Source organism: Lactobacillus sp. ESL0700 (assembly GCF_029392095.1).
Lineage (GTDB): Bacteria > Bacillota > Bacilli > Lactobacillales > Lactobacillaceae > Lactobacillus.
The window spans coordinates 1,861,030-1,884,338 of record NZ_CP113930.1 but is presented as its reverse complement, the minus strand read 5'-3'; the positions used below and the strand labels follow the sequence as shown (position 1 = coordinate 1,884,338).

At 39.9% G+C, this 23,309-nt stretch carries 22 protein-coding genes, 1 CRISPR repeat array and 1 riboswitch; of the genes, 14 read left to right on the top strand and 8 right to left on the bottom strand.

Annotation, left to right across the window (positions count from 1 at the left end):
- Positions 1-89 precede the first annotated feature (89 nt).
- Positions 90-1,082 (bottom strand): GMP reductase, encoded by a 993-nt coding sequence (locus tag OZX63_RS08980; protein ID WP_277143360.1) that lies wholly within the window; start codon positions 1,080-1,082, stop codon positions 90-92.
- 195 nt (positions 1,083-1,277) lie between these two features.
- Here OZX63_RS08980 and OZX63_RS08975 point away from each other — a divergent pair, with 195 nt between their 5' ends.
- From OZX63_RS08975 to OZX63_RS08950, 6 genes are all read left to right on the top strand, one after another.
- Positions 1,278-2,567 (top strand): adenylosuccinate synthase, encoded by a 1,290-nt coding sequence (locus OZX63_RS08975; RefSeq protein ID WP_277132303.1) that lies wholly within the window; start codon positions 1,278-1,280, stop codon positions 2,565-2,567.
- A gap of 3 nt (positions 2,568-2,570) precedes the next feature.
- Positions 2,571-3,866: an adenylosuccinate lyase gene (gene purB, locus OZX63_RS08970; protein WP_277143358.1), complete on the top strand. Its 1,296-nt coding sequence runs from the start codon at positions 2,571-2,573 to the stop codon at positions 3,864-3,866.
- Between the two features lie 148 nt (positions 3,867-4,014).
- Complete coding sequence (locus OZX63_RS08965; protein ID WP_277143356.1) at positions 4,015-4,470, top strand: LytTR family DNA-binding domain-containing protein; 456 nt, start codon at positions 4,015-4,017, stop codon at positions 4,468-4,470.
- Positions 4,470-5,231 carry a LiaF domain-containing protein gene (locus OZX63_RS08960; RefSeq protein WP_277143354.1) on the top strand — a complete coding sequence of 254 codons (762 nt, stop codon included), beginning with the start codon at positions 4,470-4,472 and terminating at the stop codon, positions 5,229-5,231. The genes OZX63_RS08965 and OZX63_RS08960 overlap by 1 nt, the downstream gene beginning before the upstream one ends.
- 135 nt (positions 5,232-5,366) lie before the next feature.
- Entirely contained in the window at positions 5,367-5,576 is a 210-nt protein-coding gene (locus OZX63_RS08955) for a helix-turn-helix transcriptional regulator (RefSeq protein WP_277132299.1), read from the top strand.
- Positions 5,576-5,998, top strand: coding sequence for a hypothetical protein (locus OZX63_RS08950; protein WP_277143352.1), 423 nt, complete (start codon positions 5,576-5,578; stop codon positions 5,996-5,998). Before OZX63_RS08955 ends, OZX63_RS08950 begins: the two co-directional genes overlap by 1 nt.
- Positions 5,999-6,080: 82 nt before the next feature.
- Here OZX63_RS08950 and thiE read toward each other — a convergent pair whose 3' ends face one another.
- The 5 genes from thiE to OZX63_RS08925 all read right to left on the bottom strand — a co-directional run bounded on the left by thiE (position 6,081) and on the right by OZX63_RS08925 (position 11,275).
- Entirely contained in the window at positions 6,081-6,737 is a 657-nt protein-coding gene (thiE, locus tag OZX63_RS08945; RefSeq protein ID WP_277143350.1) for a thiamine phosphate synthase, read from the bottom strand.
- Between the two features lie 13 nt (positions 6,738-6,750).
- Entirely contained in the window at positions 6,751-7,554 is an 804-nt protein-coding gene (gene thiD, locus OZX63_RS08940) for a bifunctional hydroxymethylpyrimidine kinase/phosphomethylpyrimidine kinase (RefSeq protein ID WP_277143348.1), read from the bottom strand.
- An 11-nt stretch (positions 7,555-7,565) separates the two neighbouring features.
- A complete protein-coding gene (gene thiM, locus OZX63_RS08935) occupies positions 7,566-8,354 on the bottom strand; it encodes a hydroxyethylthiazole kinase (RefSeq protein ID WP_277143346.1) in 789 nt (262 codons plus the stop codon).
- A gap of 87 nt (positions 8,355-8,441) precedes the next feature.
- A riboswitch (TPP riboswitch) is annotated at positions 8,442-8,543 on the bottom strand.
- Positions 8,544-8,657: 114 nt separating this feature from the next.
- Positions 8,658-9,623: an AEC family transporter gene (locus OZX63_RS08930; RefSeq protein ID WP_277143344.1), complete on the bottom strand. Its 966-nt coding sequence runs from the start codon at positions 9,621-9,623 to the stop codon at positions 8,658-8,660.
- A gap of 26 nt (positions 9,624-9,649) precedes the next feature.
- The gene (locus tag OZX63_RS08925; RefSeq protein ID WP_277143342.1) at positions 9,650-11,275 is read right to left on the bottom strand and encodes a malolactic enzyme; all 1,626 of its coding nucleotides are present in this window, start codon (positions 11,273-11,275) and stop codon (positions 9,650-9,652) included.
- Positions 11,276-11,417: 142 nt separating this feature from the next.
- On the opposite strand from OZX63_RS08925, the gene OZX63_RS08920 reads away from it, so the two are divergent.
- From OZX63_RS08920 to OZX63_RS08910, 3 genes are all read left to right on the top strand, one after another.
- Positions 11,418-12,311: a LysR family transcriptional regulator gene (locus OZX63_RS08920; protein ID WP_277143340.1), complete on the top strand. Its 894-nt coding sequence runs from the start codon at positions 11,418-11,420 to the stop codon at positions 12,309-12,311.
- 10 nt (positions 12,312-12,321) lie between these two features.
- Entirely contained in the window at positions 12,322-12,984 is a 663-nt protein-coding gene (tenA, locus tag OZX63_RS08915) for a thiaminase II (RefSeq protein WP_277143338.1), read from the top strand.
- Positions 12,985-13,082: 98 nt separating this feature from the next.
- Positions 13,083-13,994, top strand: a complete 912-nt coding sequence (locus OZX63_RS08910) for an EamA family transporter (protein ID WP_277143336.1) — start codon at positions 13,083-13,085, stop codon at positions 13,992-13,994.
- A gap of 117 nt (positions 13,995-14,111) precedes the next feature.
- Positions 14,112-15,421: a CRISPR direct-repeat array (repeat unit 28 nt; unit sequence GTATTCCCCACAGACGTGAGGGTGATCC).
- Positions 15,422-15,650: 229 nt separating this feature from the next.
- Here the strand turns inward: OZX63_RS08910 and OZX63_RS08905 are convergent.
- Both OZX63_RS08905 and OZX63_RS08900 read right to left on the bottom strand, forming a co-directional pair.
- A complete protein-coding gene (locus tag OZX63_RS08905; RefSeq protein ID WP_277143334.1) occupies positions 15,651-15,926 on the bottom strand; it encodes a hypothetical protein in 276 nt (91 codons plus the stop codon).
- 34 nt (positions 15,927-15,960) lie between these two features.
- The gene (locus OZX63_RS08900) at positions 15,961-16,203 is read right to left on the bottom strand and encodes a hypothetical protein (protein ID WP_277143332.1); all 243 of its coding nucleotides are present in this window, start codon (positions 16,201-16,203) and stop codon (positions 15,961-15,963) included.
- A gap of 230 nt (positions 16,204-16,433) precedes the next feature.
- Here OZX63_RS08900 and cas3 point away from each other — a divergent pair, with 230 nt between their 5' ends.
- The 5 genes from cas3 to cas5e are packed head-to-tail and all read left to right on the top strand — an operon-like array spanning position 16,434 to position 23,304.
- Complete coding sequence (gene cas3 / locus OZX63_RS08895) at positions 16,434-19,202, top strand: CRISPR-associated helicase Cas3' (protein ID WP_277143331.1); 2,769 nt, start codon at positions 16,434-16,436, stop codon at positions 19,200-19,202.
- Positions 19,195-20,895, top strand: coding sequence for a type I-E CRISPR-associated protein Cse1/CasA (locus OZX63_RS08890; protein WP_277143329.1), 1,701 nt, complete (start codon positions 19,195-19,197; stop codon positions 20,893-20,895). The genes cas3 and OZX63_RS08890 overlap by 8 nt, the downstream gene beginning before the upstream one ends.
- Before the next feature lie 7 nt (positions 20,896-20,902).
- Positions 20,903-21,529 (top strand): type I-E CRISPR-associated protein Cse2/CasB, encoded by a 627-nt coding sequence (gene casB, locus OZX63_RS08885; protein ID WP_277143327.1) that lies wholly within the window; start codon positions 20,903-20,905, stop codon positions 21,527-21,529.
- Positions 21,522-22,622 (top strand): type I-E CRISPR-associated protein Cas7/Cse4/CasC, encoded by a 1,101-nt coding sequence (gene cas7e, locus OZX63_RS08880; RefSeq protein ID WP_277143325.1) that lies wholly within the window; start codon positions 21,522-21,524, stop codon positions 22,620-22,622. The genes casB and cas7e overlap by 8 nt, the downstream gene beginning before the upstream one ends.
- A complete protein-coding gene (gene cas5e / locus OZX63_RS08875) occupies positions 22,603-23,304 on the top strand; it encodes a type I-E CRISPR-associated protein Cas5/CasD (protein WP_277143323.1) in 702 nt (233 codons plus the stop codon). Before cas7e ends, cas5e begins: the two co-directional genes overlap by 20 nt.
- Positions 23,305-23,309: the final 5 nt, after the last annotated feature.

Genomic DNA, 23,309 nt, shown 5'->3' with positions numbered 1-23,309 from the left:
AACAGAGCTGAGACAATTATCATTTTATCGGAAATGGCATTTCATTGCTACTTTAAAATGTTATTTCACTTAGAAAGTTGATTTATTGGCTATTTGTCGCCATTTAAGATGGTGTTTTTAACGATTACGTAATCAACCAGCTTAATGGAACTGAGATTTTTACCACCGGCATAAGAAATGGCGGATTGCAAGTCTTCCTGCATTTCGGTTAACGTGTTAGCGATTGGACCGCGGAATGGTACCAGCATTTGTTTACCTTCAACGTTGCGGTAGGCACCTTTTTGAACTTCTGAAGCAGAACCCCAATATTGCTTGTAAGTCTTGCCATCAATTTTAATCACGTTACCTGGAGATTCTTGGTGGCCAGCCAGCATTGAGCCAATCATTACCATGGTTGCACCAAAGCGAACAGACTTGGCAATATCACCATTGTGGCGAATACCACCGTCAGCGATGATTGGCTTACTTGCAACCTTACTGCACATTCTGAGAGCAGCTAGCTGCCAACCACCAGTACCAAAACCGGTCTTAAGTTTAGTAATGCAGGCACGGCCGGGACCAACACCAACTTTTGTCGCATCAGCGCCAGCACCTTCTAATTCGCGAACGGCTTCAGGGGTGGCGATGTTACCAGCTGTCAAAAATGTATCCGGCATTTTATCTTTAATGTACTTAATCATCTTAATGACGTACACGGAATGACCGTGAGCGACATCAATTGTAATGTATTCGGGGATGATATTTTCTTTAACGAGCAAATCGATAAAAGCGTACTCACTATCTTTAATACCAACAGAAATTGAGGCAAAAAGTCCTTGTTCATGCATCATTTTGATGAAGTCAAGTCGCTTCTCGGGTTGAAAGCGGTGCATGACATAGTAGTAGCCATTTTTAGCAAGCCAAACGGCTAAATCTTCGTTAATTACACTTTCCATATTAGCAGGAACGACTGGTATCTTAAATGTTCGGCTTCCAAACTTAACGCTAGTATCAGCGTCATGGCGGCTTTTAATAATTCCTTTGTTAGGTACAAGCTGAATGTCATCGTAGTCAAAGGCTTCCATACTAAAGTAGTTACTCATAATTCAATCGACTCCTAATTCCTTATCTGTTTGAACGAGAGTAACTATAATCAATTTATTTTAATTTGTCAATATAAAAATCGAACTATTAAAAATTCAATCGCTGAAATAATTCGCATTTTAATTTGACTAACAGCTTATAAATTGTTAGACTAATTTTTGTGATATTTGTATATTTTTTATGAGGTGAACAAAATGACAGCAGTTGCAGTTGTTGGTAGTCAATGGGGCGACGAAGGTAAAGGTAAGATTACTGATTTTTTGAGTAAGGATGCAGCGTATGCAGTCCGCTCAAATGGTGGTAACAATGCCGGTCATACGATTGAAATTGACGGTAAAACATTTAAGATGCGGTTAATTCCTTCCGGTATTTTTGCGGCAGATAAGGCTGCTGTAATCGGCAACGGGGTCGTGATTAATCCCGAAGTTTTACTAGGTGAATTGGAAAATCTGGAAAAGAACGGAATTGATACCAGTAAATTACGAATTTCCAATCGGGCACACATCATTATGCCGTACAACATCAAGCAGGATGAATATCAAGAGGAAGCCAAGGGAGCTAATAAGATCGGTACTACCAAGAATGGTATTGGACCAACTTACATGGATAAAGCTTCTAGAATTGGCATTCGCGTTTGTGATTTACTAGAAAAAGATACATTTGAAGAAAAACTGCGTGCTAATTTAGCAGAAAAGAATGCTTTGTTCACCAAGGTTTATGGTAAGCCAGCACTTAAGTTTGAAGACATTTTTGATAAATATTACGAATATGGCCAAAAGATTAAGAAGTACGTTACGGACACGTCAGTCTTAGTTAACGATGCACTTGATAATCAAGAAAAGGTACTTTTCGAAGGTGCCCAGGGTGTAATGCTCGATATTGATGAAGGAACTTATCCATTTGTCACATCATCTAATACAATTTCTGGCGGAATTGCTAGTGGTATTGGGATGGGCGCCAACCGGTTACATACGGTTATCGGTGTCTGCAAGGCTTATACTACCCGTGTTGGTGCTGGTCCATTCCCAACAGAATTGCTTGACGCAACTGGTGACCGCATTCGCGATACTGCTCATGAATACGGAACAGTCACCGGTCGTCCACGTCGTGTTGGTTGGTTTGATTCTGTTGCTTTGCGTCATGCTAAGCGGGTTGCTGGAATTAATGCTTTAAGTTTGAACCTACTCGACATTTTTAGCGGCTTTGACACTGTTAAGATTGCAACTGCTTATGAATTAGATGGTAAGAAAATTGACTATTATCCAGCTAGTCTGAAGGAACTTTACCGTTGCAAGCCAGTCTATGAAGAATTACCAGCTTGGCAAGAAGACATTACCAAGGCTAAGACTTGGTCAGATTTACCAGAAAATGCCCAAAAATTCTTAAAGCGGGTTGAAGAAATTGTCGGCATTCCGTTAGTTACAGTTTCTGTTGGTCCCGATCGTGAGCAAACGATTGTTTTACAAAATCCATGGGAAATGTAACCGATGCTTGAACGCTACACACGCCCGAAAATGGGTGAAATTTGGACAGATGAAAATAAATATGCGGCATGGCTAAAGGTCGAGATTGCGGCAACCAATGCTTGGAGTGAACTAGGAGAAGTTCCGGCAGCTGATGCAGCCAAAATTGCTAAAAATGCTAGTTTTACTGCGCAGCGTGTTGCAGAACTTGAGCAGGTAACGCATCATGATGTAGTAGCCTTTACCAGAACTGTTTCGGAGAGCCTTGGCCCAGAAAAAAAGTGGGTTCACTTTGGTTTGACCTCAACCGACGTGGTTGATACCGCTCAAGGCTATATCTTGAAGCAAGCTGATGCAATTATTCGGCAGGATTTACTTGCACTAAAAGAAACGATTGCAGCAAAGGCTCTTAAATATAAGGATACTGTTGAGATGGGCCGGACACATGGCGTCCAAGCAGAACCAACTACTTTTGGTTTGAAGCTTGCTCGTTGGTATGCCGAAATTAATCGGGACATTGACCGTTTTGAACATGCGGCTAAAGGTGTTGAATCTGGGAAAATTTCTGGTGCTGTTGGGACTTTTGCCAATGTGCCGCCGGCTGTTGAAGCCAGTGTAATGAAGCAACTGGGCTTAACGCGCCAACCAATTACCAGTCAAATCTTGCCGCGCGACTTGCATGCCGAATATATTGCCACTTTGGCACTGATTGCTACAAGCATTGAAAACTGGGCAACGGAAGTTCGCGGTTTACAACGTTCGGAAATTCATGAAGTTGAAGAACATTTTCGTGCTGGTCAAAAGGGTTCATCGGCGATGCCACACAAGCGTAACCCGATTGGCTCAGAGAACTTATGTGGTATGGCGCGGGTTTTACGTGGTAATATTGTGACGGCCTATGAAGATGTAACTTTATGGCATGAACGGGACATTTCGCATTCAAGTGCTGAGCGGGTAATTTTACCTGATACCACGATCGGGATTGATTACATGCTTGACCGCTTTAACCGGATTTTGACTAACCTAGATGTTTTCCCTGAAACAATGCTTAAGAACATGGACAAGACCTATGGTCTGATTTATTCCCAGCGTCTATTGTTGAAGCTGATTGATGAGGCGGGCTTATCTCGTGAGGCAGCTTATGATATGGTGCAAAAGTTAACGACTAAGTCATGGCAAGATGGTATTTCATTTAGAAAGCTAGTTGAAGATAGTCAAATTATGAATTACTTGTCCGAGGATGATGTGGCTGACGCCTTTGATTACCATTATCATTTGCGTCATGTCGATGAAATCTTCCATCAAGTAGGACTTGAATAACAAAAATGCAGACTTAATCAAGTCTGCTTTTTTAATTAGAGTCGTTTTAATTGCAACTTACGCACTTAAAACGACCACTTATGCAAAGAGGGTAGATTTTAACTTTAAATTAGCGTTTAATAATCATCATGAAAGGCAGGTGAGAATCATGAAAGTAAAAATTGACCTTGACCCTGATGTGACCGAACCAGTGGTAACAATTCAAGCAAAAGAATTATCGCCAGAAATTGAGCGGATCTATCGGCAGTTGCAGGAAGTCAGTCAAAGGCCTGACCAGCTTGAATGTTATAAAGATGACGTTTCATATTATTTGGATTTAAATGACATTTTGTTTTTTGAAACAGAAGATCGGCAAGTGGTTGCACATACGGGACGTGATTCGTTCAGCGTTAACTATAAATTATACGAATTAGAGAACTTATTGAGCAGTCAGTTTATGCGCGTTTCCAAATCCACGATTTTGAATTTGAAGCAAGTATATTCATTGACTAGGTCTATTACTAACTGTCAGGTACACTTTCATGATACTTACAAAACTGTCTATGTTTCACGCCACTATTACCACAGCTTGAGTGATCGATTAAACGAGAGAAGGCCATTATAATGAAAAAGCAAAAGATTAGAGAACTGTTTTGGGGAATAGCATTACTTGGAGCAGCAATCTTTTTAATCATGAATCAGTTAAATTTGTTTTCGTTTCGGCTAAATTTTTGGACGATTTTTTGGACAATTATTTTTGGTGCGTGCTTGATTGAAGGCCTGACTAATCGCAGTATTGGCGGCACGATTTTTTCAATTGCCTTTTTGTTAATTGTGTATGCCCAGCCACTAAAAATCACTAAGATTGTCCCGTGGACTGTCTTACTGGCGGCATGTTTAATCACTGGTGGCCTGCACATGATTTTTCCGCACAAACGGCACCATACGCATGTGTATATTAACGGACATAATGTCAATGGTGGTTGGTCAAAGTTTGGTACAGAAAAGTCATTTCACGCCGATCATGTTTTTGACAGTAGCAGTCAGGATGTAGACGAGCAAGATATTGTGGTTAATCAAAAGCTGTCTGATGTTTCGCGGTATGTTCGCTCGCAGAGTTTGCGCAGTGTTACCATCAATTCGTTAATGGGGGATGCCAAGGTTTATCTTGATGCAGCTAAGCCGGCAACTGATACGGTAATTGTAGATATTAATTCATCAATGAGTGATGTCTCACTTTATATTCCGTTATCGTGGCATGTTGATGACCAGATGTCGTCAATTTTCGGCGATGTTGAAATTAATGGCAGCTCTAATGGCGGTGGGCCAACGCTAGTGTTAACTGGCAATAGTAAGTTTGGCGATGTAGAAATTAATTACGTTTAAATTGAAATATCTGTTCCTGATTAGGAACAGATATTTTTTATTTATGATTGATTTTTATTACTAAATGTAATAATATGAAGTTAGTTTCATATGAAGTGAGCTTCATATTGAATATTGAATGTAGAGATGAAAATAATGCCGAATTTAGTGAAAAAATTGCGACTAGAGCATAAATTAACTCAGGAAGAACTGGCTGACAAAGTTGGGGTTACACAACGAACAATTATTTCTGTAGAAAAGGGCAAGTACAAGCCATCGCTATTACTAGCATATAAGTTGGCGTGCTTTTTTGGCATAAGTATTGAAGATTTATTTTGTTTAAAAGAATATTTGGAGAACCAATAATGAAGAAAAAGCTGCTGCGTTCCGCTGTTTATGGATTGTTCTTTTTAGTAATGAGTTTACTTGAAATAGTGATCGTTTTTCATGATAAAGATGTGGCATATAGAATTAAACATATTATTTGGGCAATATTACTGTTAATTTGTGCTTCAGGCTACCTGGTTAATTGGCAAGACATTAAAAAGGGTAAGCGAGACATTTGTGATGATGATGAACGTGACCATTATATTGATCGTGCAGCTGGTGCACGAGTAGCTAAATGGTTGAATTGGTTGATGTTTGGTGTCATCGTGATTTCCACATGCTTATATGGTATTTACAGGCAAGATGATTTAATAATAATTGTTGGGCTTTCAATATTCTATTGGAACATTAGTTTAATCCTAAAAATTATCTTCACGATTATTGAGGAACGAAAAAATTAAATATAGGGTCGCCAGTAATCATAGCGGCCTTTTTTGCTAGCAAAAAATCACGTCTAATGGCGTGATTTTAAATATATATACTTTAATTATGCCACGGAGCATCAAGCATTGCCTGAACAGTTTCATTAATATCGCTACTTTGAGCAATCATTGAAATTACTGCTGCACCAGCAGCTCCAGTATGAGCAATATCAGATAAGTCTTTTACCGTGATGCCGCCGATAGCAACGATGGGATGCTCACTGCTGGTTACCAATTCGTTAAGACCATTGAGACCAATTACAGGGTCAGCGTCAGCCTTGGATTGTGTCGTGAAAATCGGACCACTACCATAATAATCAATCCCGGCAATTTGGTTGCCAGCTTCAATTTCTGCTAAAGTCGAGCAGGAGTAGCCCACAATCATTTGACTGCTAACTTCGTCAATTACTTGTTGGATCGCTTCGTCACTTTGACCAACGTGAATTCCCTCGGCGTTAACTGCTTTGGCTAACTCTACATCATCATCGATAAAGAAGGGCACTTGATATTGTTGGCAAAGCTCGTGCAACTTGCGAGCCATTGGCAGTCGCTCATTATCATTTAAAGTTGAATTAGGTCCCTTATCACGAAATTGAAAAGCCGTAATCCCAGCTTCTAGTGCCTCTTCGACGATTTCCGGCAAAGTTTTACCCGCAGGTAAATCTTGAGTACCACAAATAAAATAAGACTGAAGAATGTTTGCGTTAAACTTTTGCATTAGTTTTTCCTATCTATTTTGCCCAGTGGTTGAGTGGTCCGTGACCATGACCCACCTGGATTGTTTGTTCAATTGTCTTTGTAACGTACTTTTTAGCGAGTTTAATAGCCGCGGCTAAGTCATGTCCTAGGGCAAGTTGAGCAGTAATTGCGGCAGCTAAAGTATCACCAGTGCCATGCGTGCGGTTAGTATGCGTGCGCGGACTGCTAACCCAGAAGCTGGAGCCGTCTTCAAGAAGGGCAAAGTCGCGGACTTCTTCAGTAGTGGAATGTCCGCCCTTGATTAGCACGTTTTTAACACCCATATCTTGCAGCGAGTAGGCAAGGTCGGGATACTGCTGCTGCGAAGTAACCGTCATGCCCGTTAACACCTGCGCCTCTGGCAAGTTGGGAGTTACTAAGTTGGCTAATGGCAATAACTCCTTCTTTACGGTTGTAACTGCATCTTCACTTAGCAAGTGAGCGCCACCTTTAGCTACCATGACGGGATCAACTGTAACTGGACCGAAGTCATATTTTTGCAAATTTAAGGCAACTTGGTGAACGTGAGCAGCATCACCGAGCATGCCGGTTTTGGTTGCCCGAATTTTAAAATCAGCAGCTAAAGATGCACACTGCTCATCAATCATTTCAAGTGGGAGCAAGTGCGATGCTTGGACGCCCAACGTATTTTGAGCAGTAACGGCGACCACAACGGCAGTGCCAAAGACGCCTTGCATTTGAAAAGTCTTGAGGTCTGCCATAATACCAGCACCACCGCCAGAATCTGTTCCAGCAATTGTCAGAACTTGAGGGAATGAATTAATTTCTTCTGCCATAAAATACTTCCTTAATCATAATCAGCAATCTTTTTAATATCGGCAACTTGCACCTTGGCTAAGTAGTCCATGAGGTACATCCCAAAACTGCCGGGGCCAACATCGGGATGATCTTGGACGACCAATTGTCCGATTGAGCCAAACACAAGCGTTGCAGCTTGAGCCGCCTCGAAGCGACTATCGGTTACTGCACAAAAGGCAGCGACAATACTGGTTAACATGTCGCCAGAGCCTACATGAGCTTGAAACAGAGGGGTACCATTATGAACGTGAACCACATTATTGCCATCACTAATTGTATCAGTTGCACCACTAGCAATAACAGTACAATGATACTTTTTAGCTACTTCCTTAGTAATTTCATCAAGGTCGCCCGTGCCAGATCCAGCATCGATACCCTTAGCATTCCATGCAAATTCGCCTAAAGCAGCGATTTCTCCCGCATTACCACGAATCACACTCACATGAAAGTTCCATAATAAGTCTTGGGCAACATCAAGTCGATATTGAACAGCACCAACAGCAACAGGATCTAGTACGATTGGCTTTTTGTATTCTCGAGCTAAATCGCCCATTGCCTTCATGTGTGCAATCTGTAATTTAGTTAAACTACCCATGTTAATGGCAACAGCCGAGGCCATATTGACCATTTCGCTGGTTTCATCAATTTCGTTACTCATAATGGGCGAAGCACCAATTGCATTTAATCCGTTGGCGACATCTTGAACGGTAACGAAGTTAGCGGCATTAAGAACAACGGGGTTCTGCTTGCGCAATTTATCTAATAATTCTAACTGCATATTTTTCTCCTAAAAATAGTTGAAGAAGTCCTCAGAGCCATAACTTTAAGCTAATAAAAAAGCTTTGGCACATAGTTGTGTCAAAGCAATAGGTAGTTGACACGTTCCTCGCGCAAGTATTAGCTTACAGGTTCAAAGGGTCTGAAACGGTGTTTCATCTCAGCCTAAAAGGCCCCCCTCGTGTTATCGCTTCCAATTATAGCGATTTTTAATGAAGAATACAATGATAAGTTAGCGGCGAGATTAAAGTTAAAAAATAAAGACCAAGCTAGTAATGACAGCTTGGTCTTTATTTTTTTATTGTTAGATAAATTGTAAAATCGTCATCAAAATTGGCACTACAATAATAAAGAGAATTGTACTTTCGACAACAATGTTAGTTGCGTATTTAACATCGCCGTGTGATTCGTTAGCCAAAATTGGTAAAACAGCTAACATTGGCGTTGCTGATTGCACAACTAGAGTTTGCCGCATCAAACTTGGCAAGTTGAAGCCAGCATTCATTCCGATTTTAATTAAAATAATTAAAACGATTGGTGAAAGAATGAACCGACCAATTAAGGCCAAAATTGAGTCGCGATCGAACTTGACGTTCTTAATTCCGGCGTCATGCAGGACAATCCCGATATAAACAAGTGAAAGTGGCGTTACTAAGTTCCCAACGTAAGTTAATGTAGAGTTTAAGAAGGTAGGTACAGGAATTCCTAATAGCATCCAGACTAAAGCGACAATGAAACCAACAAGTGGCATTGGTAAAAGCTTCTTCCAATTAATTTTGTGGCTAGTCTTTTTACCGTTAGCAGTTGGGTCGTCGTTTTGAATTAAGAAAACGCCAAATGCCCAAGTAGAAACGGTGTTGATAATGTAATATACCAGGAAGTAAGACATGGCTTTATCACCAAAAAGTGCCATGTTTAGCGGCATTCCGATGAAAATTGTGTTGGCATTAACCACGGCGTTCATAAAGATACCACGGCGGCCAGGACGGATTTTAAAGACTTTGACGCAGAGCCAAGCAATGATATAGCCGATAATTACGCCCAATGCTGGGAACAATAATTCGGTTGATAATTGCAGCAGGCTGCCGCGGCTAAGGTTTTTCATAACAGCTGTAAAAATCGAAGCTGGCAGGGCGATTTTAGTAATAATACTAGAAATTTCACTACCAAATTTATCGTCAATCCAATTAAATTGTTTTAGTAAAAAGCCGAGAGCCATGATTAAGATAATCACGACAACGCTTGATACAGATGTCAAAAAGACTTGCATAAAAAGTTTCCTCTTTCTGTAGTTAATTAATATTTAGGCATCCACTTTGTTTCTTGAACGGCTTTTTTGGCGTCAGTAATTCCTTCACCTGCTAAACCTTGATCAATTGCAGTTTGAGCTACCTTTTCGGCAATTGTGGCTGAGAAACTGGTTAGTTTTGCAACTGGCGGCAGAACCGCAGCACCAGCAATAGTTGGATCAACAATCCCACCTAAAGCATGGCTGGCGGTTGCGACCATTTTATCGCTCATTAGCTTAGACTTCACGGATATTGCTCCAAGACCGAGCCCTGGGTATACCAGAGCATTATTGGCTTGGCCAATTTCATAAGTTACACCTTGGTATTCGACTGCATCAGCAGGAATCCCAGTTGCAACAAGAGCCCGGCCATCAGTCCACTTAATTAAGTCTTCAGCTTTGGCCTCGGCTAATTTAGTTGGATTAGATAACGGAAAGATAATTGGTCTAGCTGTATGTGCTGCCATTTCTTGAACGATAGCTTTAGTAAAAGCACCGGGCTGTGTCGAGGTCCCAATCATAATCGTAGGGTGGACAGCTTTAACCACGGCTTCAAGGTTAGTTAGTTCATCGGCATTAGCAAATTCACTGCGTGTTCTAGTGAAGTCTTTTTGGCCAGCAGTCAGCTCGGGGGTATCATCAAACAACAAACCTTGCTTATCGACAAGGTAAAAGTGCTTGCGAGCTTCTTCTGGACTTAAGCCTGCACGGACTAATTCGTCCCGCATCATATTTGCAATTCCGATACCAGCAGTTCCGGCACCAAAGGTTAAAAAGACTTGGTCTGTTAACTTTTTCTTAGAAATATTTAACGCACCAAGAACTGCGGCTAAAGAAACAATTCCTGTTCCTTGAATATCGTCGTTGAAAGTAAAAATATCGTTTCTGTATTTATTTAGAATGGTTGCGGCATTTTCGCGACCAAAATCTTCAAAGTGTAACAAAACATGCGGGAAGACAGTTTCGATATTTTGGACAACTTCGTCGACAAAAGTCATGTACTGTTCACCTTGAATGCGGTGATGACGGTTACCCAGATATTCTGGATCATCAAGCAAGGTTTGGTTATCAGTACCAACGTCTAATACAACGGGCAAAACTTGGCTGGGATCAACGCCGGCAGCTGCGGTATAAACCATCAGCTTACCAATAGCGATGTCAACGCCGTTAACGCCCCAGTCGCCAATGCCCAAGATGCCTTGAGCATCGGTTGCGACAATTAAACGAATATCGCGACCTGCAGCAGCATTAGTTAGGGATGCTGTGATATTTGCCGCATCGTCAATTGATAAAAAGGCCGCATTTTGCGGGTTAGTAAACAATTGACCATATTGTTCAATTGAGTCGGCAACAGTGGGATCGTAAACGATTGGCATAAATTCAACAATATGTTGCCCCATCAAGTAAAAGAACAATGTCCGGTTCTCGTTGAAGATATTCATTAAGAATAGACGCTTCTCAAGAGCAGATGTTTTACTTTGAAATTGGTTGTAAGCTTGACTTGCTTGCTCAGCTAATGTTTGCACACGTGCTGGCAATAGTCCGGTTAAGCCGTATTGTTCACGCTCTTGCTTAGTAAAACCAGTTCCCTTGTTTAAAAAAGGATTATTTAAAATATTTTGTCCTTGTTCCATAATTGCCCTCCAAATATAATACAATAAGTATTTTTAATAGCAACAATTCTGTACTTTACGCGGGTAATAAATTTATTGTCAAACTTTGCTCAACTTATAATAAAATGTTATATGAGCAAATTAATTAAGGGGTGAGAGTAATTTGGATGCATTAAACGTTAAAGACTTGATGTATTTTTTAACAATTTTAGAAAAGCGCAGCTTCTCGCAAGCAGCCAAGGCATGTGGTGTGTCGCAACCAACGTTAACGCTGGCAATTAAGCGACTTGAGAGTGACTTTCAGACTAGCTTGCTGGTGCGAGATCATTCACACCAGCAGTTGCGGCCGACATCAACAGGTCAACAATTGGCGCTGCATGCGCGGTCAATTTTAGCGGAGCTCGATTTGACTAAGCGCGAGATTGCGCAGATTGAGCGTCAGGTGATTAGACTGGGACTACCGCCAATTATTGGTAATTATTATTTTCCGCAGATTTTTCCGGAATTGTTTAAGGCGGGCTTAACCAATTCACTAGAAACGATTGAGGCGGGCTCATCACATTTGCAGGAGCTCTTGGAATCAGGCGACTTGGAGATTGCACTGCTAGGCTCAATTGAGCCCACAATTAATGACCAGCTACATGTTGATTTGTTTGCCAAGACTCAGTTTAAGATTGTGGTCGCACCTGAAAACCCATTGGCCACACAAGAGTCAGTATCTTTTGCGGACTTAAAAAAGCAGCCGTTTATCACGCTAAGCAATGTTTTTGTTCACGAGCAGGCGTTTAAACAACTATGCAAGAGAGCACAAGTTAAGCCACACATTATTTATAAAGCTAATGATATTCAAATATTAAAGGCAATGGTCCGGCAAAATTTAGGCATCGGCTTTTTAACGCAAACCGCGTTAAGCAAGGCGGATCAACTGTGTACGGTTAACCTAACAGACCCTAAGCAGCCCCACTTTTATATGTCAGTGGCTTACCGCAAAACTCACCGATTAACAGATGCCGAGCAGCAGTTGTTAGCAATTTTACGACAAAATTTATGTAGTTAAGGAGAAGAATATGACAGAATTTACAGACCAGTTGCACCAAGCGGCAAGTAGTTTATGGCAAAAGAGTATGGTACACCCATTTGTGCAGGAATTAAAAAGCGGGGAATTGCCGATGACTAAATTCCGCTTTTATTTATTGCAAGACAGGTATTATTTGAATGAATTTAGTAAATTTCATTGCGCAATTGCGGCCAAAACTGCTGATCAGCAGACTAAAGAATTTTTGCTTGCTGGGGCCCAGGACTTAAAGGATAGTGAAATAGCGGTACGTGAGCGTTTTTTTGAGCAATTGAAAATTACGCCGGATGAAATTGCGCAAACACCGATTGCACCAACAGCATATGCTTACGTTAATCATTTGGAGATGACTTTGGCGAGGGATGGAATTGGTCCAGCAGTTGCCTCCCTTGTACCGTGCTACTGGTTGTATCAAGAAATTGGCCAAAAATTAGCAGATTCTGGGTCGCCTGTTTTCTATTATCAAGAATGGATTGATACTTATGATGGTGATTGGTATGCAACTAATGTGAAGCGAATTTTGCGCCTAACCAACTCGTTGGCTAATTCCAGTTCTACAAGTGAACGTGAAAAGATGCAACTGGCATTTGTTCGCAGCAGTTATTATGAATTGCAGTTTTGGCAGATGGCATATGAACAAGAGAATTGGGTCTAAAAAAGCATGAGTGGTCATGCTTTTTTGGGTTGCTGGTTTAGCTTAATCGGGATTTTTGTTATTATAGGTAAGTTAAAAATAAAAAAGGAGAGTTAAAAATGGTATCAGCTAAGAAGAGACATTTATGGGCCTTTCTTGCGGGCTTAGCCTGTGTTATGTGGGGGATTTCGGGGCTATTTGCCAAGTCATTATTTAACGTAAGTCCAGAAATTACGCCGATTTGGCTTACACAAATGCGGATGGTAGTTTCTGGTGTTGTTTTATTAATAATTGCTGGAGCAGTTAATCAAAAGCCGATAGCAACGATGAAAAATAAGCATGACGCGTGGGTGATTATCGCGTACGGTATTTTTGGCTTGCTACCAGTGCAGTTGTTTTATTTTATTACCGTGCAAAAAGCCAATCCGGCGATTGCAACAATCCTGCAATTTATTGGGCCGTTTTTTGTGATCGCTTACTTAGTTATTCGCCACCAGCAGACTTTACGTGTGTTAGATATGTTAGCTGCAATCACGGCATTTATTGGTGTTATTTTGCTGGCAACGCATGGTAATTTTAGTCATTTGGCGATTACGCCCGAAGTACTCATGTGGGGGCTATTAGCCGCAGTTGGCGTGGCAACCAACACTTTAATTCCGATTAATTTATTGCACCGCGTTTCTAGTTTGGTGGTCACAGGCTGGGGACTACTCTCTGCTGGAATTTGTTTGACAATTATTCATCCAGCCTGGCCGCACACACATTTAACAGGACAAGTCTGGCTGTCCGTTGCCGTAGTAATTGTGATTGGTACGCTTATTCCGTTTCAATTAATGACTAACTCATTGCGATTTATCAAGGCATCAACGGCTAGTTTGCTTGACGCTTTTGAGCCATTATCCGCAACAATTGGATCCGTTTTGTGCTTCGGCTTAATTATGTCGCCACTTGATTGGCTTGGCGCACTTTTGGTAGTTACTGCAGCGATGGCGCTGAATGTCACACCTAAGAAGAGGAGGAAAAACGCCTAGAACATTAGATAATAGATAAAGTATTAAAGATAAGTAATCATAAATTAAAATTTACAAACTAATGAAAAAAGTGTATTCTCCATTTGAAGGATACTGATATAGCTGGGATCTTTTACAGTATTCCCCACAGACGTGAGGGTGATCCTCGAACAGAGTGATAATTTTACCTTGCAACAAAGTATTCCCCACAGACGTGAGGGTGATCCCAAAAAGTAAGTAAGGTAAGAGCAACCACACAAGTATTCCCCACAGACGTGAGGGTGATCCTGACCGTTATGTATGTAAGACGGTTCATGATTTGTATTCCCCACAGACGTGAGGGTGATCCTATTACTTTCGCCAACTGTTACTTCCGTGTTGTTTATTCCCCACAGACGTGAGGGTGATCCTATCTTTTATAACACTACCAATATGATTGCTTAGTATTCCCCACAGACGTGAGGGTGATCCTAACGTATAAAAGATGCGCTGGTTTGCTGCCAAGTATTCCCCACAGACGTGAGGGTGATCCCGCCAATTTCGCCTGTTTGCGGGCGATAAATTGGTATTCCCCACAGACGTGAGGGTGATCCTGACCGGTGGCGACACGATTACTGCCAGATTTAGTATTCCCCACAGACGTGAGGGTGATCCTAATCGCATTAACAGCATGATTACCGACAGCAAGTATTCCCCACAGACGTGAGGGTGATCCTGGGTATGATAACCTGTTAGCTTCGCTTGCTTAGTATTCCCCACAGACGTGAGGGTGATCCTTTTCGGCGCGTTAACAGTCCCATTTACATCAAGTATTCCCCACAGACGTGAGGGTGATCCTGTCTTTCGGATAAACATAGTAGGGATCGGCTGGTATTCCCCACAGACGTGAGGGTGATCCTAGTCAACGTCATGCTCCTCGAATTCCGCTGCTGTATTCCCCACAGACGTGAGGGTGATCCCTTTGGAAGCTAAGATTAAAAAAGCTGAAGGGGTATTCCCCACAGACGTGAGGGTGATCCCTGCTGCTACCAAACAGTAGTAATAACCCAAGCGTATTCCCCACAGACGTGAGGGTGATCCTATACTTCGCACGCTTATCACCTCCTTACTAGAGTATTCCCCACAGACGTGAGGGTGATCCCTTATAACCATTACCCAGACGAAAAAGCCTATAAGTATTCCCCACAGACGTGGGGGTGATCCTGGCGACCGCAAGGTTACGGTTAAAGAAGGCGAGTATTCCCCACAAGCGTGGGGGTAATCCCATTGCTTTTTTATCCTTGCCGAATCCGCCTTCGTATTCCCCACAAGCGTGGGGGTGCTCCTAATGTTGTTCCACAGCGCTTGGGTCAAGGTATGTATTCCCCCACAGAGGTGGGAGTGATCCATTTTCCGGATTATCAATATGGGCAAAATACTGGTATTCCCCACAATGGTGAGGGTTGAAAATTAATCCTATTAAATTGTGATTAATACAGAATAAAAATAACCTCTCAAAAACTAATCTGAGAAGTATTTATTTGCATAAAAAGCCGTCGATTACGACTGCTACCGGCAGGTGATGCACATCACTTCAGTTTTATGCTACCTTGTCTTATCAAGTATTTGTTTAAATAGAGTAACAAAATAGCTCAGGCTTTCCTGAGCTATTTTTGCTATTCAATAATTTATAGAATTTCATTCTAATTTCGGGCCATCTTGTTTAAGCACTTTTTGTGTTTCATATTGTGCTGCTAATTCGGCTTGCGCAAGTCTTTCTTTACTTTCTTTTTCTAATTTGTTCCAGTCTAGTCCACTACGATTAAATGATTCTTCTGCTTCTTGAGTATACTTTTCATTTAACTGCAGAGTTTTAATTCTGCTGCCTAATTCTTTTTCAACGTAATCAGCGATTAGTTCTCTAAATGGTTGAGGATCATTTTCTGGCGCTTCTGCTGTGGCCAATGCCATCATGTATTTATCTCGAGCTTTTTTGGAAGGATTAACGTTAATTACCGGGTACCCATTTTCGGTTAATACTAAGACCTAACTGCAAGCTTGGCGAAATCGTATTAGCAGCCATTAATGGCACAACTGAAATGATGGTTAAGAATAAAGCACCAGGTAATGCCAGATTGTAAAGCAAGTCAGAAATGTAAATTGCCGTGTCTTCACCAGGGATAATACCAGGGATGTATGAATCCTGCTTAGAGAGATTGTCTGGGTCAATTTGGTAGTAAGAAAGCAACATTATTTGAAGATGGTATAATTAAAGATGTATTCCTCATAATAATGAGGGTCATCCATTGATGATAATTATTAATATGGTATTCCCCACATTTGTGGGGCTAATTTATAGGTTATAGCATGGTGTTATAACCTATTTATTTAAAATTATTTTTAAAAACGCTTGCAATAAATTTTATTCCGGTATATATTTAATTTGATTATGATTATTAAAATAAAAGAAGGTTGAAAGTAATGCCAGCTTTATCAAGTAAAACTTTAGCATTGTGGGCAAAGAAAAATACAGAAGACGGTCAACAAAAATGGTTACCATTGATTGCTCACTTAACAGATACTAAAAATGTAATTAATTTTTTATATAATCATTGGCTGTCTAATAATCAGCGTCAATTTTTAAAAGGAAATTTTTCTGATGACGAAATTCATAAATTAGTCAAGTTCTTGGGCTTTATTCATGACCTCGGTAAGGCTACACCAGCTTTTCAAACTAAAAAAGCATATATTCATGATGATGATTTAGATAATGCTTTGATTGAAAAGCTAATCAGGCAAGGGTTCTATGATCTTGATAATTTGGAATTACCGTTGCGAAGAGAATCCCCTCATAACCGAGCAGGAGAAGCTTTATTACTAAAATTTGGTGTGCCAGAAAATGTGGCCGCATTGATTGGCGGCCATCATGGTAAGCCTGAGTCTACTACTCCTTATGATGAAATTAGGAATCATACAGCAAATTATTATCAAAGTGATCAAAATGAAACCCTGAAAACACCTTGGCAGCAAGTCCAAAAAGAATTATTTGAATATGGTTTAGCAATTGCAGGTTATCAAAGTGTTGCAGATATTCCGGACATTACTCAACCGCAAGCTGTGATATTGGAAGGCCTAATAATTATGGCTGATTGGCTAGCTTCAAGTGAGCGTACACATAATGGTGAAGAGCTCTTTCCATTAATTAGACTAGATCAAACTTGGCATGATTTAAATATGGAAGAACGTTTTGAGCAAGCGATGCATAATTGGTATCTTGGCGATGAATGGGAGCCGCAAAAAGTTTCTGAAACAACTGACCCATATGAAAAGAGATGGCAGTTTAAAGCAAGACCCGTTCAAAAGACAATAACTAAAGCAATTGGTGAAACAACTGATCCGGGAATGATTATTGTCGAAGCACCAATGGGTTTAGGTAAAACAGAGATTGCACTGGTTGCTGCTGAACAGTTAGCTTATATTACCGGTGCAGATGGGTTGTTTATGGGATTGCCAACACAAGCAACTAGTAATGCCATGTTTAAACGAGTTGAGTATTGGTTGCAAAAACTATCTGCTGAGCAACAAAGTGATTTTTCAATTGAATTAATGCACAGTAAAAAAGCGTTTAATAGCGAATACAAAAGGCTACCTGATGCGGAAAATGTGGCAGATGATACAGATACTGGGGCTGTTACAGTTAATAGTTGGTTTTCTGGGAAAAAGACTATCCTGACTAAGTTCACGATTGGTACGATCGATAATCTACTTTCAATGGGATTAAAGCAAAAGCATTTGTTTTTAAAGCATTTAGGATTGAGCGGCAAAATAGTCGTGATTGATGAGGTCCATGCTTATGATGCATACATGAGTCAATATTTGTATAAAGCAATCACATGGCTAGGTACATACCATGTTCCTATTGTAATTTTGTCAGCAACATTGCCAATAGAAAAAAGGCAAGCTCTGATTAAAGCCTATTTGAAAGGTAAATATAACCGAAAAGAACGTAAACAATTTAAAGCACCTGCTGATTGGGAAAATAACCAAGCATATCCATTAGTAAGTATTCTGGATGGCTGTCAGTTAAAGCAAATTTCAGAATTTCCTGGTCAAAGCGACCAGAAAGTACAAAAGTTGCAGGTTGAAAGAATTAATTTACCTGATGATGAATTAGTAGCTGCCATTTTAGACAAGATAAAGGCTGGTGGAATTGCTGGAGTTATTGTAAATACAGTTAAGCGTGCACAAGCATTGGCTAAATTAGTTGCGCAAACCGATGTGGAATTCATGGTTTTACACTCTGCTTTTTTAGCACCAGAACGAACAGCACAGGAAACCAAATTGCAAAATGCAATTGGTAAAAAAGATAAGAAAAACAAAAAAGACAAGCGACCCGAAAAATTAGTTGTAATTGGGACACAGGTTTTAGAGCAATCTTTGGATATTGACTTTGATGTTCTTTATACAGATATTGCACCAATTGATTTGATTTTGCAGCGAGCGGGGCGGTTGCATCGTCATGAAATTGTTAGACCAAAAAGTTTAGAGCAGCCACAACTTTATGTGATGGGAATTAATGACTTGGGCGATTATGGTGCAGCTAATGAGAGTATTTATCATAAATATTTGTTGATGAAGACGGATCATTTTTTGCCAGATACTATTACGTTACCTGATGATATTTCTAATCTTGTCCAGCAAGTTTATAATCCTGAAACTGATTCTAAAGTTGCTGGAATTGAAAAGGCAAAAGAAGAATTTGACTTGTACATTAATGAAGAAAAAGAAAAAGCTAAAAAATTTCAAATTAAAAATCCGCAACTTAAGGAACCAATTCATGGCTGGCTGAATTATGAGCAATCAGGTGTTGATAAGGATGAAGAAAAGGCAAGTAGGGCTGTTCGGGATATTCAAGAAACAATTGAAGTTATTTTGCTTAAGCATACAGCTAAGGGTGACTTTTTAATTAATGGTCAAGATTTGGCTCAGGTTTCAGATTATGATATTTCAGAGCAAGTAATCAGACTACCAACAGCAATGACACAGTATGTAACTGCAATTGATGATGTAATTAAATCCTTAGAAAAGATTACTAGTAAGTATTATGCAGACTGGCAAAATAGCGTTTGGCTCAAGGGAGCCTTAGCTCTTCCTTTAGATGAGAATTTAACAACTACTCTTGGTAAGTGGAAATTGCAGTATTCGGAACAATTTGGTTTGAGTTATACAAAGGATGATGATGATGATTGAAAAAGATTTTAATTTAACTACGGATTCTTGGCTTAAAGTAATCGATAGGCAAACCGGTCAAGAGCAACGAGTTTCTTTAATTGAATTATTTAAAAATGCGCAAAATTATCGGCAATTAGCTGGTGACATGCGAGCACAAGATTTAGCGATTATGCGACTTTTATTAGCAATCTTAACGACAGTCTATTCTCGTTTTGATGCAGCTGGTCAATCTTATGAATGGTTAGAAGATGAAAAGGATTCGTTTAAAGCTGGTGCGGTAATTTCTGATGATTATGATGAAGACGAAATTGATGATGACTTATTAGCAACTTGGCAAAGTTTATACCAAAAAGGACATTTTACAGAGATTGTTACTAAATATTTAGAGCATTACGCTGATAAATTTGCTTTCTTTGGTGACCATCCTTTTTATCAGGTAACAAAAGCTGAATATGATGAGCTAGTTCCAGATAATAAGGCTGTTGCCAAGGGTACAGGAACAGTATCAGTTAAGCAAATTAATAGACGCATTTCTGAAAGTAACAATACTCCAGCGCTCTTTGCACCGAAAGCTGGTGAAGGTAAAAACCAAATTGCAGTCGATGAATTGGCTAGATGGATAATTACTTACCAAAGCTTTACTGGGGTAACTGATAAAACTAAGATTAAAGCAGATGAAAAATTCTCAGTTTCACCTGGTTGGCTGTATAAATTAAATCCTGTTTTTGCTCAGGGTAAAACTCTTTTTGAAACTTTGATGTTAAACCTAGTTTTATTTAGTCAAGAGCCAGCACGGCAAAGACCAGTCTGGGAATATGTAAGCGCAAAAGAGTACGTGAGTGAACGCCAAAAAAATCTTTTACCGAATAATATTGCAGAGCTGTATACAAGTTGGTCACGGATTTTGCATATTGAATGGAATAATACTGGGGAGCCAACTATCTTTAGTGCAGGATTGCCCAAAATTGTCAGTGATAATGCAATGATTGAACCGATGACAGTCTGGAAATATGATAAAAAGACAGCGACTTATAGGCCAGCAGTTAGAAGATTGCAGTCATTAGGCAAAGCAATGTGGCGCAGTTTCGGTAATTACGTTAATGCCAATAAGGTTCATGATAACAGGGAGCCAGGAATTGTTGTTTGGCTGCGATTACTTAAAGAAAAACAGGCAATTCCGCACAATAAATTATTGACATTGGCGTCCGTGGACTTGATTGATGATGATAATGCGACATCACAATCTCCGGTTGCTGAAGTTACTGATGATATGACTATTAATGCCGATGTTCTTTTTGATGAAAATGATGCAGATTATTGGCCAGCGCAAATTGAAGCAGTGATTGAAAAGACGCAGACAGTTGGGTCATACTTTTGGCAATTTGCACGTGATGTTGGCGAAATTCGCGGATTTAAAGACAATTCGCTTAAGGAGTTTGCTAATCGCTTAAGCGCCAAGTTTTATTATGGATTAAATCAACCGTTTAAAGATTGGCTCGCAGGCTTAACTAATCATGATGAACGTGGTGAAAAGGTATTACTTTGGGAAAAGCAGCTTAAACAGCATGCTTTTGCAGAAGCTAAAAAGGTAATGGATACTAGTTCATCACGTGATGTAAAAGGGGTTCTTACCGATAAAGGCCTTAGAAATATTTTCACGATTAATAACTATTTTAAATATCGTGTTAATTCTGAATTGAAGAAGGAGTGATGACTTGATGGAATATGATTATGCAATCAGAAAAATAACGGCTAAAATCATTGACCGACTTTATGATAATGGCAATTTGGATAAAGCCGCTTTAGCAAGCTTAAGAAGTGCCGCGACAATTACTAGTCAGCGTGCACAAAACGTTTGGCCATTATTAATGAAGTATTTACCAGAACAATTTTTAAGTAAAAATGGTGAGCCGACAATTGGTGAAATTGCTGTATTTGCTGCAATACGCCTTTATGCAATTCAGCAGCAAGGTAAAGATGAATTAGTTTGTGGCGATTCAACAAAGAAAAAAGCTAAAGATAATGCAGAAGCTGATGGGGTAAGCTTGTTCACTGCTCTTTCTAAGTTAAGAGCAAATGAAGATGTGAGAGTAGCACTAGATCGGCGTATTCAACCATTACTAGCAACAAATAATATTGCTAGTGTTATCAATTCGCTAACGCATCTAGTAGAAATCCAAAAAGCTACTAATCAGGCAGTAAAAATTGACTATCCACTACTAGCACAAGATTTATATGATTTTCAGACAAATTATCATCGTGCGGGTAATGTTCGCTTATCGTGGGGTCAACAATATTTTAGAGTAACTAACTCAGATAGTATTAAAGGAGAAGAAAATGACTAACAAAAACTTATATTTAGATCTTAATGTATTACAAACAGTGCCATCGTCAAACATTAACCGTGATGATACTGGTGCACCTAAAACGGCATTGTATGGTGGTGTTACACGGGCGCGTGTTTCTTCACAAAGCTGGAAAAAAGCGATGCGTGATTACTTTAGAGACGAAAGTGCCTCGGTTGGAACAAGGACTAAAGAAGTTGCCGAATTTTTGGCAAAAAAAGTGCAATCTTTGGATAATTCTTTGGACGAAGAAGCTGCTATGGAAAAGGCAACAGCAATTTTGACTGCTGCAGGAATTAAGGTTAAAAAGGATAAGAAGTCAGGCAAGACTTTAACAGGCGCGCTTTTATTAGTTAGTCCTGGACAAGTTGATAAATTAGCCCAGTATGCACTTAACCATGATAAATTTGATGATAAAGATATTAAGAAGGAAATTAAGCAAATCTTGAAGGAGGATAATTCCTTAGACTTAGCTTTGTTTGGCCGGATGGTTGCTGATAATCCAGAATTAAATGTTGATGCGTCGGCTCAAGTTGCCCATGCAATTTCGACACATGAAATTATTCCAGAATATGACTACTTCACAGCACTCGATGATTTGCAATCAGATGATGCTAATGGTGCAGCAATGCTGGGAACGATTGAATATGATTCTGCAACTTTATACCGCTATGCAAATATTAATGTTAAAGATTTGGCTAAAAATTTAGGCAATCAAGATGCTATTCAAAGTATAATTGCCTTTATTAAAGCCTTTACTTTGTCAATGCCAACAGGTAAACAAAACACGTTTGCAAATAAGACTTTGCCAAATTATATTATGGTTACACTGCGTCCAGATACTCCAGTTAATTTGGTTTCAGCATTTGAAGAACCAGTTGTGACCAAAGGTGGTTTTGTTAAAAATTCTATTCAGAAGTTAGAAGATGAATATCAATCTACTAATAGCATGCTTGAAGAGCCTCTTCTTAATGTTGTGCTTTCGCGAGATGGTAGTGGGCAACTTGAAAAAGTCACAAAACTTTCTGAATTACTAGATCAGATATCTGCAGCTTTGACAAAGGTTATGCAAGATGAAGACACTAACGATTAGGTTGACTGCGCCTTTGCAGTCTTATGGCAATGAAGCATCATTTGAACGGCGGACAACAGGCGATTATCCAGCAAAAAGTGCAATAATAGGGATAATTGCCGCAGCATTGGGATATGGTCGTGATGATCAACGGATTAAGCAGTTAAATGATTTACAATTTGCTGTTCGAATTGACCAACATGGGATAACTTTAACCGATTTTCAGACGGTTGAATGGAAAAAAGATACACGAAAGATCACCTATCGTGACTACTTGCAAGATGCTGTTTTTGTTGTAGCTGTTGGTGGTGACGAGACTACCATTGAAAAAATCCATTTTGCATTAAAGCACCCGCATTATGCCTTATTTTTAGGCAGACGTGCAAATGTTCCTGCTGGCGTTTTACAAATGGATATTAAAGATGGCGATCCAGTTTCTGTGTTAAAACAATTGCCGTGGAGAGCCTCTGATTGGTATCAAAAACGGCAAAGGCGCAGTGCCACATTTAGAGCGGAAATCATTGCGGATGCGGATTTATTGCCGGATGTTAATAAATCGAGTATGGAAGTAAAAGATGAAGCTATATCATTTGATTCAAAAGCACGTCAGTATGGCTTTCGCGAGGTTAAAACCACAGTAGTTGAACTTACCAATCCTGTTTTTAAATCAGATACTGAGCATGATGCTTTGTCAGCTTTATAAAAAGG